The organism is Loigolactobacillus backii (genome assembly GCF_003946275.1).
Lineage (GTDB): Bacteria > Bacillota > Bacilli > Lactobacillales > Lactobacillaceae > Loigolactobacillus > Loigolactobacillus backii.
Genome location: NZ_RHNQ01000001.1, coordinates 16,958 through 31,295 on the forward strand (window position 1 = coordinate 16,958; position 14,338 = coordinate 31,295).

General features: G+C 40.2%; 14 protein-coding genes. 4 read left to right on the plus strand and 10 right to left on the minus strand.

Annotation, left to right across the window (positions count from 1 at the left end; translation table 11 throughout):
• Window positions 1-127: 127 nt before the first annotated feature.
• From EKM61_RS00075 to EKM61_RS00090, 4 genes are all read right to left on the minus strand, one after another.
• Window positions 128-649 carry a GNAT family N-acetyltransferase gene (locus EKM61_RS00075; RefSeq protein WP_068225261.1) on the minus strand — a complete coding sequence of 174 codons (522 nt, stop codon included), beginning with the start codon at window positions 647-649 and terminating at the stop codon, window positions 128-130.
• Complete coding sequence (tsaE, locus tag EKM61_RS00080) at window positions 642-1,118, minus strand: tRNA (adenosine(37)-N6)-threonylcarbamoyltransferase complex ATPase subunit type 1 TsaE (protein ID WP_068225265.1); 477 nt, start codon at window positions 1,116-1,118, stop codon at window positions 642-644. The genes EKM61_RS00075 and tsaE overlap by 8 nt, the downstream gene beginning before the upstream one ends.
• A 390-nt stretch (window positions 1,119-1,508) precedes the next feature.
• Entirely contained in the window at window positions 1,509-2,480 is a 972-nt protein-coding gene (pta, locus tag EKM61_RS00085) for a phosphate acetyltransferase (RefSeq protein WP_068225267.1), read from the minus strand.
• 64 nt (window positions 2,481-2,544) lie between these two features.
• Complete coding sequence (locus EKM61_RS00090) at window positions 2,545-3,240, minus strand: uracil-DNA glycosylase (protein WP_068281266.1); 696 nt, start codon at window positions 3,238-3,240, stop codon at window positions 2,545-2,547.
• 133 nt (window positions 3,241-3,373) lie between these two features.
• Here EKM61_RS00090 and EKM61_RS00095 point away from each other — a divergent pair, with 133 nt between their 5' ends.
• Entirely contained in the window at window positions 3,374-4,243 is an 870-nt protein-coding gene (locus EKM61_RS00095) for a Cof-type HAD-IIB family hydrolase (protein WP_068225269.1), read from the plus strand.
• A 270-nt stretch (window positions 4,244-4,513) separates the two neighbouring features.
• Window positions 4,514-5,032, plus strand: coding sequence for an LURP-one-related/scramblase family protein (locus EKM61_RS00100; protein ID WP_068225271.1), 519 nt, complete (start codon window positions 4,514-4,516; stop codon window positions 5,030-5,032).
• Between the two features lie 68 nt (window positions 5,033-5,100).
• Here the strand turns inward: EKM61_RS00100 and EKM61_RS00105 are convergent, their stop codons facing one another.
• Window positions 5,101-5,667 (minus strand): GNAT family N-acetyltransferase, encoded by a 567-nt coding sequence (locus tag EKM61_RS00105; protein ID WP_068225273.1) that lies wholly within the window; start codon window positions 5,665-5,667, stop codon window positions 5,101-5,103.
• Between the two features lie 161 nt (window positions 5,668-5,828).
• On the opposite strand from EKM61_RS00105, the gene EKM61_RS00110 reads away from it, so the two are divergent.
• Together EKM61_RS00110 and EKM61_RS00115 are read left to right on the plus strand one after the other, a co-directional pair.
• Entirely contained in the window at window positions 5,829-7,274 is a 1,446-nt protein-coding gene (locus tag EKM61_RS00110) for an amino acid ABC transporter substrate-binding protein/permease (protein WP_068225274.1), read from the plus strand.
• On the plus strand, window positions 7,271-8,017 hold the full coding sequence (locus EKM61_RS00115; RefSeq protein ID WP_068225277.1) for an amino acid ABC transporter ATP-binding protein: 747 nt from the start codon (window positions 7,271-7,273) through the stop codon (window positions 8,015-8,017). Before EKM61_RS00110 ends, EKM61_RS00115 begins: the two co-directional genes overlap by 4 nt.
• Window positions 8,018-8,528: 511 nt before the next feature.
• On the opposite strand, the gene smpB is transcribed toward EKM61_RS00115, so the two are convergent.
• The 5 genes from smpB to EKM61_RS00140 all read right to left on the minus strand — a co-directional run bounded on the left by smpB (window position 8,529) and on the right by EKM61_RS00140 (window position 14,220).
• Window positions 8,529-8,999 (minus strand): SsrA-binding protein SmpB, encoded by a 471-nt coding sequence (gene smpB, locus EKM61_RS00120; RefSeq protein WP_068225279.1) that lies wholly within the window; start codon window positions 8,997-8,999, stop codon window positions 8,529-8,531.
• 24 nt (window positions 9,000-9,023) lie between these two features.
• Window positions 9,024-11,423, minus strand: coding sequence for a ribonuclease R (gene rnr / locus EKM61_RS00125; protein ID WP_075168880.1), 2,400 nt, complete (start codon window positions 11,421-11,423; stop codon window positions 9,024-9,026).
• Between the two features lie 117 nt (window positions 11,424-11,540).
• Entirely contained in the window at window positions 11,541-11,777 is a 237-nt protein-coding gene (secG, locus tag EKM61_RS00130; RefSeq protein ID WP_068225283.1) for a preprotein translocase subunit SecG, read from the minus strand.
• 395 nt (window positions 11,778-12,172) lie between these two features.
• A complete protein-coding gene (tpiA, locus tag EKM61_RS00135) occupies window positions 12,173-12,928 on the minus strand; it encodes a triose-phosphate isomerase (protein WP_068225285.1) in 756 nt (251 codons plus the stop codon).
• Window positions 12,929-13,008: 80 nt separating this feature from the next.
• The gene (locus EKM61_RS00140; protein WP_068225287.1) at window positions 13,009-14,220 is read right to left on the minus strand and encodes a phosphoglycerate kinase; all 1,212 of its coding nucleotides are present in this window, start codon (window positions 14,218-14,220) and stop codon (window positions 13,009-13,011) included.
• Window positions 14,221-14,338 lie beyond the last annotated feature (118 nt).

Consider the following 14,338-nt stretch of genomic DNA (forward strand, 5'->3'; position numbering starts at 1 on the left):
AAAATAGTAGCCCTGCCAAAAATTTTGACAGGAGCTACTATTTTTCTTTTCCAAACGTTTCAGTCCCAAAAAATTCCAACTAAAAATCTAGCCCAAGCAATAACCTTGAACAGAAGTACTGCTTAAACTAGTTGATCATCTTCGCCATCAATAATACTTGTAGAAAACCAGCCTGCTCATCATGAAAACCCCGCTCAAGCTTTCCTTCTACCTGAAAATCGAATTTTTGGTAAAGGTGAATTGCCCGCTCATTACGTGCCTGAACGGTCAGTTCTAAGCGGCGTAAGATTGATTCTTTTTCCGCCCAACTAATTAACTCCGCCATCATTGCACTTCCCAGGCCTAGGCCCCAATACGCTTGTAAAATGGAAATACCTAATTCACCAATGTGTTGAATTTGCGCCTCTTGTCCAGCAATCACTCGTGCAATTCCGATAATCTGCTTCCCAGCAAGTGCCACGAGCAGTGTGTTATTGGTTGACGCGTAAATATCGGCCAGTTGTTCTTGCTCAAACGCTTCTGTCATACCATCATTATTACCATCCACTAACAAATAAGAAGTCTCTTGCCCCAATTTGGCCATTACCTTCATTATTTCGGCCGCATCCGTCGGAATTGCCTGCCGAATGGTTACTTCCTCATCACTCATGACGATACTCCTGAGCCAATGAATCAACTACCCGTTGGCTTTGTTCACCATGCGCTTCAAATAATAAACGACGCCAATCATCATGGTGTGGATCTTTAGTAAATTTAATCAACAAGTAATCCGTTGGCCATAGATCCTGAATAAACTGCGGCCATTCAACAACACTCACACCATCACCAGTAAAATATTCCTCTAGTCCAAGTTCATCACCGCCGCCATCTTCTAGTCGGTAAACATCCATATGGTAAAGCGGCAAGCGGCCTTCCTTATATTCACGAATCAAGGTAAACGTAGGACTCTTAACGTAACGTTTAATACCCAGTGCCTGCGCAATTCCTTTTGTGAAAGTTGTTTTGCCAGCACCTAAGTCCCCTTCCAAAAGAAGCACACTTCCAGCCTGCAGCAATTGACCTAGCTTGTTTGCTAATTGCTTGGTTTCCTGATCGTTTCTTACCTTTACCGTTAGCATGATTTCACCCTCACTTAACTAATTAGGTTTATTATACCAAAATAGGCGGGAGTGGGACAGAAGTCAGTTTTGGGTTTACTACGTCACGTAGGCCAACCCAATCACCGTGCTATGGTTATTGGGTTAGCTACAGTTAGGTATGTAAACCCATACTTTCAGCAAACGTTCTAGAGTAATGATCGGAAATAATAAGAGGCCAGGAAAAAATTCCTGACCTCTTACATTGGATTTATTTTAATTATAATGAAAGATTTAAAAAATATTTGACTTCTGATCAACAAAACTTTGGTCAGGATTGGTAAATACGCTTATTATATTTCTCTGACCAATTTGGTGAAAACGTGTTTGCAAAAGCAGATTATGGCGTATAACTACTTTTTCAAACATTCCTTACATTAACGTCTGTGCTGCGGTAATGATCGCCAATTTATAAACATCTTCCTCGTTAGCACCTCGCGACAGATCAGAAACTGGTTTGTTCAAGCCTTGTAGAATTGGTCCCACGGCTTCAAAGCCTCCAAAACGTTGGGCAATTTTATAGCCAATATTCCCTGCTTGTAATTCGGGGAAGACAAAGACGGTGGCCTGGCCAGCAACCTTAGAATCTGGTGCTTTTTGTTGTCCTACTGAAGACACATACGCAGCGTCAAATTGTAATTCGCCATCAATTTGGTATTCTGGTGCAGCCGTTTGAGCTAGCTTAGTTGCTTCCTGAACCTTGGTAACAACATCAGCCTTTGCTGACCCCTTAGTTGAAAAACTCAATAAGGCAACGCGCGGATCAATGTCAAATAACGCGGCCGTTTTAGCCGATTCTACTGCAATTTCTGCCAATTCTTGTGCGTTAGGATCAACGTTAATAGCACAATCAGAGAATAAGTAACGTTCTTTACCTTTGGTCATAATAAAGGCACCACTTGTTCGGCTAACACCAGGTTTTGTTTTAATGATTTGCAAGGCAGGTCGAACAGTATCGCCAGTTGGATGAACTGCACCGGAAACCATCCCGTCAACTGCACCAGTATAAACTAGCATTGTTCCAAAATAATTTTCGTCTAATAACATTGTTTCGGCCTGTTCTTTAGTATTTTTACCTTTACGCCGTTCAACAAACGCCGCTACTAAGCTCGCAAAATCCGCACTATTAGCCGGATCAATAATTTCAATACCGGTTAGGTCAAAATCATGTTCTGCAGCCACTTGTTTAACCTTAGTGACATCCCCTAGAACAACTGGTGTTAGAACACCATCGGCCTTCAGACGACTAGCCGCACCAAGGATTCGTGGTTCTGTGCCTTCTGGAAAAACAATCTTAATGTTCTTACCTTTGATCTTGCTGGTTAAGCTTGCGAATAATTCCATTTAAAAACCCTCCAGTAACTTTTAATACTTTCATAATACAGCGCTTACACCAAAAATCCTAGTCCTATTTTAAATCGGCCTCGTCCACTTGCTCAGGTAACTGCCAATCAATTGGCGTTTCTCCAAACTTTTCAAGTGCGGCATTCGTTTTCGAAAATGGTTTAGAGCCAAAGAAACCATAACTTGCAGAAAATGGACTGGGATGAGAAGACGTCAACACAGCATTCTTCGATTCATCGATTAAGTCGCGTTTTGCCTTAGCGGCGTTTCCCCACAAAATAAAGACAACCCCGCCGCGCTGAGATAACTTTTCAATTGCCTTATCCGTTAGCTGCTCCCAGCCTTTACCTTTATGCGAAAAGGCCTGGCCACGACGAACGGTTAAAACTGAATTCAACAGCAAGACGCCTTGATCGGCCCACTTCTTTAGATAACCGTGTTTAACTGGGGCAATCCCTAAATCACTTTGCAATTCCTTATAAATGTTCTGTAAAGATGGTGGCAACTTTACTCCAGGCTGAACGGAAAAGCTAACGCCCATCCCTTGATTAGGATTATGGTACGGATCTTGGCCCAAGATAACAACTTTAACCTGATCGAATGGCGTCCATTCAAAGGCCGTAAAGATGTGGTACATATCTGGATAAACCGTCTGCGTCTCGTATTCACCTTTTAAAAATTCATGTAATTGTGCGTAATAAGTTTTCGCAAATTCTGGCTCTAAAATAGTTTGCCAGTCATTATGAATCAATGTTTTCATCATTATAGCACCTCACTGCTATCTATCTTACCGCCCTGCCATTTAAAAAGCTATCCACATCAAAAGATAACGGTTTCGTGGTTCTTTAAAAGTATGCTAAACTATTAGTGAAAACGAAACGGAGGGATCCGCATTGATTCAACTGATTGCATCCGATATGGATGGCACTTTATTAAACGAAAAGATGACTGTTTCCAGTGAAAATGCAGCCGCAATTCAACGCGCGGCGCAACTGGGAATTAAGTTTATCGTTGCCACAGGTCGCGGTTACACAGAAGCCAAACCGCTCATCGAACAAGTTGGCATTGAGGCCCCTATTATCACAATGAATGGCGCCCAAGTCTTTAACCATACTGGTGAAGTCATTGATACTGTCAGTATCCGTAAGGAAGTTGTTCGCAAAATTTTTCATGTTCTCAAAGAAAAAGGCCTTTACTTTGAAGCAATGACAACTAAAGGAACTTTTTCTGATAGCAAAATGAAGCGAATTCAAAATGTCGCGTCACTACTTGTTGATCTCAAAACAACTGATAGCTTTAAGATTGCCGTTTCACTTGCATCCGCCCGGCTTGAATTAATGGACATTAATTACGTTGCAAGCTACGATACGGTTTTAGACGATAAGGATAATTTTGTGCTTAAAGTCATTGCGTTTAGTCCCGAAAAACGTGAAATTTTGGCACCAATAGCAGATCAACTAGAACAGCTAGGTAACTTAGCGATTACCGCCAGCTCGGCTAGTAATATTGAAATTAATCATATCAACGCCCAAAAAGGCATCGCCCTTGAGACTTACGCCAATTCATTAGGAATTAACATGAATAATGTCATGTCGATTGGCGACAACCTGAATGACCGTTCAATGCTTGAGGCCGCCGGTGTCAGTTTTGCAATGGGAAATGCAACTGAGAAAATTAAACAAGTTGCCCGTTATTTAACGGACACTAACGTTAAAGATGGCGTCGGTAAAGCGATTAACCGGGCAATTGACGAAAAGCTGTAGAAACTGGCCTGTTTTCCTAGTTTAACCTATGTTACGCTTGGAAATACTCGCACCAGTATTTTTCCTGGTTAGTTTAATTAATGTAAACGTGTTTGAAAAAGCAGCTTCTGCAGTTGTCATGTTTCAACTTGGCTGCACTTCGGACTTCGGGCCATCTTAGCCCGATCGCCAGCGTCAGTGAAGCTAGTAATAATCCCCAATTGTGGAGTAGAATCTGGCTGCTTTTTCAAACACTCTCTATAGTTACGCTCTTATAAAGAGGTGAATTGTGTGCTGCAACTGTACATTAAGCAACAATTACTGGCATCTAAGGGAGTGCCCATCATTGTTCGCGACCAGAAAAAAAAGCCCCGCTTTCTGGTTACTGGGCGTTTTGGTTTACGCCAAGATTCATTTACCCTTTACGCCATGGATGGTCATTATATTGCTGAAATTAAACAGATGTCATTAGGTTTATTTCCTAAATTTGACCTTTATCTAGGCCATAAAAAAGTTGGTGCCATCAAAAAAATGTACGGTGTTTGGCACCAATTTCAGTTTGTTAACGATCTAAATTGGATTATTATGGGAGATTTATTACGCCATCACTATAAAATTTACCACCGGACAGAAACGTTGTTAGTAATGGATAAAGCCTTCTTATCGGATGGTGACTACTACCAACTTTCAATCACCCACGAATCTGACGCGCCCCTCTGCATTTTATTAAGTCTCGTATTGGATCATTGGTCGGTTCGCCGGGATAAAAAGCCACAGAAACGCCGCAACTTGAACGCAATCTATGATTAACTAAAAGTACCACTTCTCAATCACCTGTTGTTACACCAAGGTGATTGAAAAGTGGTACTTTTTTAATTTTAACCGTTAGTAAGCTGCATGTGTTCGTAACTATGACCACTTAAGGTCGTCATCCCTACTTTTTTATAACCCATTTTAAGGTAAAGCTTCTTAGCGTTAGGATTAGCAACATCAACGTTTAAACCAACCTTGTTAAAGCCCTGCTTCTTCGCTAAATCAGGAATTGCCTTTAATAATTCGGTACCTACACCCTGGTGTTGCTGATTTTCTGCAACGGATAAGGTGTCCAAATACCATTCCCCAGGAAAGGCCTCCTTATCCGTGAAAACTTTATCGTTTGGGTCGGCACCTAATTCAGGTAAATAGACCTTTAACGCGTCATCAATGTGTACCTCAGCTTCAGCGGGATAGCCAAAGGCAACCCCAACGACTTTATCATTACGTAGCGCCACTAATCCGTGCCGATAGCTATAACGATAATCCTCAGTTTGGTAAGCTTTAGCAAGAACATCAAAAAAGGCCTTCTGGTCAACGTTTTTCAAAAATGGCAGTTCCATCTCTTCTAACACAATATTGATAATCGGGACAACTGCTTTTACGTCTTTCTTTTCTGCTGGTCTAATCATAATTTATCCTCCTTGTGACTCTACTGACCAGTGTACGAAAGGATTTCAACTCTGTCAAAGTTAGAATCCGCAAAAAGGATAGTCAGCGTTTAAAATCTATGTTATATTAGATGACATAGAGTCGTGTCACTTTATATAACATATTATTTGGAGGCCTTTTTATGCGCAAGCGTTTGCTTTGGTTAGGCACAGTCCTACTAGCTTGTTTGAGCTTATTTACGTTTTTTAGTACTAAAACTCAGGCGGCAGAAAAAACTTATACAATTGGAACAGATATTACATACGCACCATTTGATTTTCAGGATTCAAATGGGCACTATACCGGCATTGATATTGATTTAATTAAGGCCATCGCTAAAGAAGAAGGTTTTAAAGTTAAATTAAAACCAGTTGGCTTTAACGCCGCTGTCCAAGCAGTTGAAGCTAACCAAATGGATGGTGTCATCGCTGGTATGACGATCACCAATGCACGTAAACAACAGTTCGATTTTTCCGATCCCTACTACTACGCCGGTGAAGTTATGGCGGTTAAGCAAGGTAGTTCCATTAAATCACTAGAAGATTTGCGTGGTAAAAAAGTAGCCCTAAAAGTGGGTACTTTAGGTGCAAGTTACGCCAATTCAATTAAAAAGAAATACGGTTTTACAACAACTGAATTCGATCAATCAAATGATATGTATAATGATGTTACAAGTGGTAATTCGGCTGCGGCCTTTGAAGATTACCCGGTTATGGCGTACGGTATTCGCAATGGCATGAAAATGAAAATTGTGACTAAACCAAAGGCCGGTGGTAGTTATGGTTTTGCGGTTAAAAAAGGTGAAAATCAAGAATTACTAACTAAATTTAACACTGGACTAAGTCATTTAAAGAAAAATGGTCAATACGATAAAATCGTTGCTAAATACTTAGGTAAATCCGCTCAGGCTAAAGAAAAGAAAGCAGCTACAGGTAATGATGGTTTACTCAGTTTAGTTAAACAAAATAAGAGCTCCCTACTCAGTGGTCTTGGTCAAACGCTTTACTTGACGTTTATTTCAATCATCCTGGCAACCATTCTTGGTGTTATCGTTGGTTTGATGCAAGTAATGCCCGTTAAATGGGTTAATTGGCTATCAAGTATCATTATTTACATTTTCCGGGGAATGCCTTTACTAGTTCTGGCCCTCTTTATCTATATTGGTGTTCCAAACTTGACTGGTAGTAAAATTTCCGCATTCGTTGCCGGAATTATTACACTAACCCTCAATGAAGGTGCCTACACTGCCGCTTTCGTTAGCGGCGGTATCAAGGCAGTTGATCCTGGGCAAATGGAAGCAGCACGCAGTCTTGGCCTTCCTTACGGTAAAGCAATGCGCCGTGTTATTTTACCACAAGGGGTCAAAATTATGGTTCCTTCCTTCATTAACCAGTTCATTATTACCTTAAAGGATACTTCAATTCTATCCGTGATTGGCATTCTTGAATTAACGCAAACAGGTAAAATTATCATAGCTCGAAATCTACAGGGCTTCAAAGTTTGGACAATCATAGCAATTATGTACATTGTTATCATTACGCTATTAACCTGGCTATCCAAATTTGTTGAAAGGAGAATCAACGATTGAGCGAACAAAATTTAAAAGTTGATGTCACCGACTTAATTAAAGATTATGGTAATAATCACGTTTTAAAAGGACTTAATTTACAAGTTAAAAATAATGAGGTTGTCTGTATGATTGGCCCATCAGGCTCAGGTAAAAGTACTTTTCTTCGGTGTTTAAATAAATTAGAAGATCCCACTGCAGGCCGGATTGTGATTGACGGACACGATATCTCTAATAAAAATACCAACATGAACCACGTTCGGGAAAAAATTGGAATGGTTTTCCAGCACTTTAATCTATTTCCCAATTTAACCGTTTTAGACAACATTACTTTGGCCCCAATCGAATTAAAAAAGATGACCAAACAACAAGCCGAAGCAACTGCCCACGACCTTTTAAAAAACGTCGGTTTAGATGAAAAGGCGACTGCCTACCCCGCCTCCCTATCAGGTGGCCAAGAACAGCGAGTTGCGATTGCCCGGGCCTTAGAAATGCAACCGGACATTATGCTATTTGATGAACCAACTTCCGCCCTTGATCCAGAAATGGTTGGTGATGTTTTAGACGTTATGAAGAACTTGGCCAAACAAGGAATGACCATGATTGTCGTAACTCACGAAATGGGATTTGCCAAGGAGGTTGCCGATCGTGTTGTCTTTATGGCCGATGGTCACATTATGGAAGAAGGCCGACCCGCTGACCTATTTGATCATCCCCAAAACCCACGTACCCAGGACTTCTTACGTAAAGTGCTCAACGCGTAGATTCTCGCTTATAGATATAGAAACCCTATCTTTTTAGGCACGTGAACTCAGACTTTTGACGCGCGTTCTAGAATAACGTTCGAAAACAAATAAGAGGCTAGGACAAAAGTCCTAGCCTCTTATTTGTTTTTGGACCAAAGGATGCTTTCGTTCGGTCCTTTCTTATTAAATTTTTTGTTTAATGATCTAACGATTAGCCCAAACGAATAACCTTCATAGAATCTTTTGGCGCCAATATCCCGTACAGATGTGTTGCACATGGCTTATTAAGCACATCCTAACACCTCCACAAAATTACTATAGCATATTCATTTTGGATAGTAAGTGTAGATGATAAGGCTTTAATTAATTTTTTTCAAATAGTGTCATTAATGTGCAATTCTGCAGTAAATTCTCATTATTTTCAAGAAATATCAATTATTAATCGAAATAATCGCGCCGGGAACCGATAATTAATGAGAAAATTAGTGCGTATTTTTAATCAAAATCAACAAAAAAAGTCACCGCTAAATTAACGGTGACTCTTTAAAACACGTTGTAATTCACGATCTTGCTCACGACGTTTAATCGTTTCACGCTTATCGTACTCATGTTTCCCTTTGGCAACACCAATTAGAACTTTCGCAAAGCCATGTTTTAAATAAACTCGCAGCGGCACTAAAGTAATGCCCGCACTACTAGTTGCAATACCCAGTTTACGAATCTCTTTTTTGTGTAACAATAACTTTCGATTACGCAACGGATCAACGTTAAATTGATTACCCTGCGCATAAGCACTAATGTGAACATTTTCAAGCCAAAGTTCATCACTGTGAATCCGAGCAAAACCATCTTTTAAATTCATGCGGCCAGCCCGGACTGATTTGATCTCGGTCCCGGTTAACGCAACGCCGGCCTCGTAAGTTTCTAAAATACTGTAATCATGGCGCGCTTTTTTATTCTGCGCTAACACGTTATCTTGCTTCTTTTGTTGTTTCGCCACTAGTCTTCACCTCACTACTTAAGGCTATTTTTTTCTGGTTTGCTGACTTTGATTAGTGTGACTGATCCGTGGATGATTGCCACTACCACCGGCTTGTGGCCGCCGCCGATTATTACTATTGTGCGTATTATTATTGCTACGCCCTTTAGCATTTCGATTATTACTGTGGTTGCGATCATTTTGACCACGGTGATTAAAGGTGCGCCGTGGTTTTGGTCGTTCAACCAAATCACCAAGGTCACTAGTTGGCGTATTCTCGTCTGGCAATAATTTAAAATCAATCTGACTTTGTTCCAGATCAACGTTAGTCAACTTAACCCGAACTGCTTGGCCAATTCGATAAGTACGCTTAGTGTGCTCCCCAACCATCGCTAAATAACTTTCAACAAAGTTATAGTAATCATCATCCATCGTTGAAATATGCACTAAACCTTCAACGGTATTCGGTAACTCAATAAATAAACCAAATTTCGTTACTGAACTGACCACTGCGTCAAACTCTTCACCGACTTGCGGTAACATATATTCACATTTCTTCAAACTATCAGTATCCCGTTCGGCATCAATCGACCGTCGTTCCATTTCGGAACTGTGCGTTGCAATGCCATCTAAATCATCGCGGAATCTAGCCTGTGCCTCTTCATTAGTACCATTTTCTTGGTACCAATGAATTAAACGGTGGACCATTAAATCAGGGTAACGGCGAATTGGTGACGTAAAGTGAGTATAATACTTGGCCGCAATTCCAAAGTGACCTAACAGTTGATCCGCATATTTAGCCTGTTTAAAACTACGTAACAACATAATTTGAACAACTGGTTGAAGTGCTGAACCATCAATTTTTTCAAGGACTTTTTGCAACATCTTCGGGGTAATGTTTTCAATATCACCCTTAGCAACTACCCCAATATTATTGATAAATTCATAAAATCTGCGCATTTTTTCACTATCCGGCGTTTCGTGTACCCGGTATAAAAATGGTACGTGCATTTTACTGTAGTGTTCAGCAACCGTTTCGTTGGCCGCTAACATAAAGGATTCAATCATCCGCTCACTAGTTCCACGTTCGCGCATTTTAATATCGGTTGGCTTACCATTCTCATCTACAATAATTTCTGCTTCAGGTTCATCGAAATCAATGGCACCACGCCGATGACGCATATCGCGTAAAATCTTGTGTAATTCACCCATTACTTCAAACATTGGTACTAAATCAGCATATTCAGACCGAACAGCATCATCTTTGTCATCAAGTATTTGGTTGACCTCATTATAGGTCATTCGGGCAGAACTCTTAATGTAACTTGGAAAAATTGCGCGATCAATAATTTCGCCTTGTGGGTTAACTTCCATTTCACAAGTCATCGTTAAACGTTCAACTTGTGGATTTAAGGAACAAATACCATTTGACAATCGTTCTGGTAACATCGGTAAAACCCGGTCCGTCAAATAAGTACTAGTACCGCGATCAAAGGCCTCCTGATCAAGTGCTGTTCCCGGTGTAACGTAATGCGAAACATCAGCGATACTAACCCCTAAATGATAGTTACCATTATCCAATTTCCAAACAACAACGGCATCATCAAAGTCCTTAGAAGAATCACCATCAATTGTGACAAAATCTTGAGCGGTCAAATCTTTTCGGCCAGTCTTCTCTTCTTCCAATACCTCGGCAGGAATATTGTTTGCCTCTGCCATGACTTCATCTGGAAACTCAGTTGGAATCCCATGACGATAAACAATTGAAAGAATATCAACACCAGGCGCATTTTTGTTACCCAAATCTTGTAAAGCAACGCCACGCATACTCTTTGGGTAAGCTGTGCTAGGGTAATTAGTAACGTCAACAACAACCATATCGCCATCTGTTGGGTGGACACCAGCATCTGAAATGTAAACCGGTACGTCCTGTAAACTTTTTTGCGTTAAATGAACGTAACCAAATTGATGTACTTTTTGAACCTCACTTGGTGGAAAACCAGTGAACTCACCAACAACGCGCGTAAAATTACGCTTAGTAACGGCGGTAATCTTTCCTTCTGGTCCTTTGCCACTGCCAGGCTGAGCAGCCTTAATAACCTCGGCCTCAACTTCATCACCATTTAAAGCATAATTAGTGTTATCGGCTGAAACGTAGACATCTGGTAACTCAGGATCATAGGAAATAAAACCAAAACCACGATCATTAGCGTGAAATACACCTGCTACGGTTTTTAACTGCTCTGGCATCGCAAAACGACCACTACTATCCGTTCGAATCACTTTTTCCTGCTCAAAACTGGTCAAAGTCTGAACCAATACTTTAAAAGCACTGGCCCCTTGTAAATTTAATCTTTCATTAATCTCTTCAACGGTATAAAAATGCTTCTGGTGTTGCTTGAAGAAATTTAAGACTTCCGTTTCAAATAATTCGTCCTTCTTCAAATTAAACCTCTTTCCAAAATACATCATGTATTTTAACTAATTCAAATTTATTTTCACTATCTTATTCGGTTAAAAACCTAAAAAAACCTCCTGCCATAAAAACAGGAGGTCAGTTCACTAGTGTGATGACACGTAAGCTAATATCAAAGATAAGGCAAAGAAGAGAGTACCGAGTACGACGGTTACTTTCTGCATAAAAGCCTCAAAACCGCGTGCTTTTTGTTTGCCGGATATCTCTTGAGTCCCACCTGACAGTGCGCTTAATGCATCTTGCTGTTTACTAGGTTGCATCAAAACTGCAATAATGATCGACACAGAAACAACAAGCAATAGGGTTAAAATTGTATTGTACACCCTAGTACCTCCTTTGATTAAATCCGTTGTTCGTTGTTTATTCTACAAACGAACTTTCATTGCCTTTTATTATACCATTGATTGAAATAGAACAAAACCCAAATGATAAAAAGTGTACAAAAAAAGGGGCTGGGACAAAAGCCCCTAGCCTCTCATTGTTTCTGAACGTTACCCTAGAACGTGCGCCAAAAGTCTGGGTTCACGTGCCTAACTACGACTAATCGAATAACCATAGTACGGTTATTTGATTAGTCTACGTTACGCAGTAAACCCAAAAACGACTTTTGTCCCACTTCCCTTGTTTAAGCCACTCGATCAGGAATAGTTTAAACGTGTCTAAAAGGGCAGATTTCTGTTGTAGTTAATTCTCGGAATCAGCACCCTTTGAGACCCTTCTAGTCCTGATAATGAACTAATTCTAAGAATGAATCTGGCTGTAAGCTAGCTCCACCAACAAGCCCACCATCGATATCAGGTTGACTCATTAATTCTTTAACGTTAGCTGGTTTCATTGAACCGCCGTATTGAATACGAACGTTTTCAGCAGTAGTTTGGTCATATAACTTAGCAACTGTTTCGCGAATTAAATGACAAACTTCTTGTGCTTGTGCAGGAGAAGCAGTTTCGCCAGTACCGATTGCCCAGATTGGTTCGTAAGCAATAACAAGTGAAGCAACTTGCTTTGCTGATAAGCCCTTTAAAGCAGCAGTAACTTGTCCAGAAACCCATTCGTTAACCTTACCGGCCTTACGAGTTTCTAAAGTTTCACCACAACAGATAATAGGTGTTAAGCCATTATCAAATAGTGCGTGAGCCTTTTTGTTGATGTCTTCATCAGTTTCGTGGAAATAACCGCGGCGTTCGCTATGGCCAATAATGCCATAGTTAACACCCATTTCAGCAAGAACTTTTGGTGAAGTTTCACCAGTAAAAGCACCATTGTCTTCAAAATAGTTGTTTTCAGAAGCAATGTGTAAGTTAGTACCTTTAGCGGCATCTAACAAAGTTTGAAGATCAACTGCTGGAGCACCGATAACGGCTTCTACTTTAGTTGTTTCAGGTAATTTGCCCTTAATTCCAGCAACAAATTCTGCTGTTTCTTTAGGGTTTTTGTTCATTTTCCAGTTACCAGCGATAATTGGTGTACGCATAATATGAAACATCCTTTCTTATGTAACAAGAATGGGATCAAAAATTTAATTTTCATCCCAAACTTATCAGTAATTAATGCTTATTTATCAGAAATGGCCGCAATACCAGGTAAAGTCTTACCTTCAAGGTATTCAAGTGAAGCACCGCCACCAGTTGAAATATGAGTCAACTTGTCGCCAACGCCTAATTGTTTAACTGCAGCGGTTGAATCACCACCACCTACAATTGTTGTTGCGTCAGTTAAAGTACCTAAGAACTTACCAATTTCTAGCGTGCCCTTAGCGTAGTTACTCATTTCAAAGACACCCATTGGTCCGTTCCAAACAACTGTCTTAGCGTCTTTAAGAACATCTTCAAAATTAGCAATTGACTTTTCACCGATATCGAGGGCCATATAGCCATCAGGAATATCGCCTTCAACGTCTTTGCTAGGTACATCATTATCAAACTTTTCAGCAACAATGTTATCAACTGGCAAGACTAATTTGTCGCCGGCCTTTTCAATAATTGACTTAGCTAAATCAATCTTATCTTTTTCAACTAATGAATTACCAATCTTGATACCCTTAGCAGCGTAGAACGTATACGTCATACCGCCACCAACGATAACCTTATCAGCCTTACTCAATAAATGATCGATAACGCCGATCTTATCAGAAACCTTAGCACCGCCTAAAATAGCAACAAATGGGTGTTTAGGATTATCAACTGCATTACCTAAGAATTTGATTTCCTTTTCCATTAAGAAGCCGGCTGCAACCTTTTGGCCCTTAGCCTTCATTGCAGTAGCAATCCCAACGTTTGAAGCGTGTGCCCGGTGAGCCGTACCAAATGCGTCATTGATGAAGAGATCACCTAATGATGCCCAGTATTCACCTAATTTAGGATCGTTCTTGCTTTCACGTTTACCAAAATCATTGTCAATATCTTGGAAACGCGTATTTTGCATCAAAAGAACGGAACCGTCTTCCATGCCGTTAATTGCATCTTCAAGCTGTTTGCCTTCGTTAACGGGAACAAAAGTAACGGGTTTGTTCAATGCTTCGCTTAAACGAGTTGCAACTGGTTCAAGGGTTAATTCTTTCTTATCTTCATCAGTCTTAATCCGACCTAAATGAGAAAGTAAGATTGCTTTACCACCATGATCGATAACGTATTGGATTGTTGGTAATGCCGCAACAATACGGTTGTCATCACCAATAACACCGCCTTTAATTGGAACATTAAAGTCAACGCGAATTAAAACTTTTTTATCTTTTACATCTAAATCAGAAACGATTAATTTAGCCATGAAGGATAGCCTCCTATTTTAATTTCAAAATGAATTTTTTATTTGGGTAAATAACGCCACTTACTAAGTGCTCTCATCCTTAGTTAAGTCACATTATTTAGCGATTTTTAATTTTTAT

Excerpts from the sequence above, each read along its gene's own strand:
- EKM61_RS00090 (WP_068281266.1), bottom strand. The coding sequence starts at position 3,240 with ATGAAAACATTGATTCATAATGACTGGCAAACTATTTTAGAGCCAGAA.
- tsaE (WP_068225265.1), bottom strand. The coding sequence starts at position 1,118 with ATGCTAACGGTAAAGGTAAGAAACGATCAGGAAACCAAGCAATTAGCA.
- EKM61_RS00105 (WP_068225273.1), bottom strand. The coding sequence starts at position 5,667 with ATGATTAGACCAGCAGAAAAGAAAGACGTAAAAGCAGTTGTCCCGATT.
- EKM61_RS00075 (WP_068225261.1), bottom strand. The coding sequence starts at position 649 with ATGAGTGATGAGGAAGTAACCATTCGGCAGGCAATTCCGACGGATGCG.
- EKM61_RS00140 (WP_068225287.1), bottom strand. The coding sequence starts at position 14,220 with ATGGCTAAATTAATCGTTTCTGATTTAGATGTAAAAGATAAAAAAGTT.
- EKM61_RS00110 (WP_068225274.1), top strand. The coding sequence starts at position 5,829 with ATGCGCAAGCGTTTGCTTTGGTTAGGCACAGTCCTACTAGCTTGTTTG.
- pta (WP_068225267.1), bottom strand. The coding sequence starts at position 2,480 with ATGGAATTATTCGCAAGCTTAACCAGCAAGATCAAAGGTAAGAACATT.
- tpiA (WP_068225285.1), bottom strand. The coding sequence starts at position 12,928 with ATGCGTACACCAATTATCGCTGGTAACTGGAAAATGAACAAAAACCCT.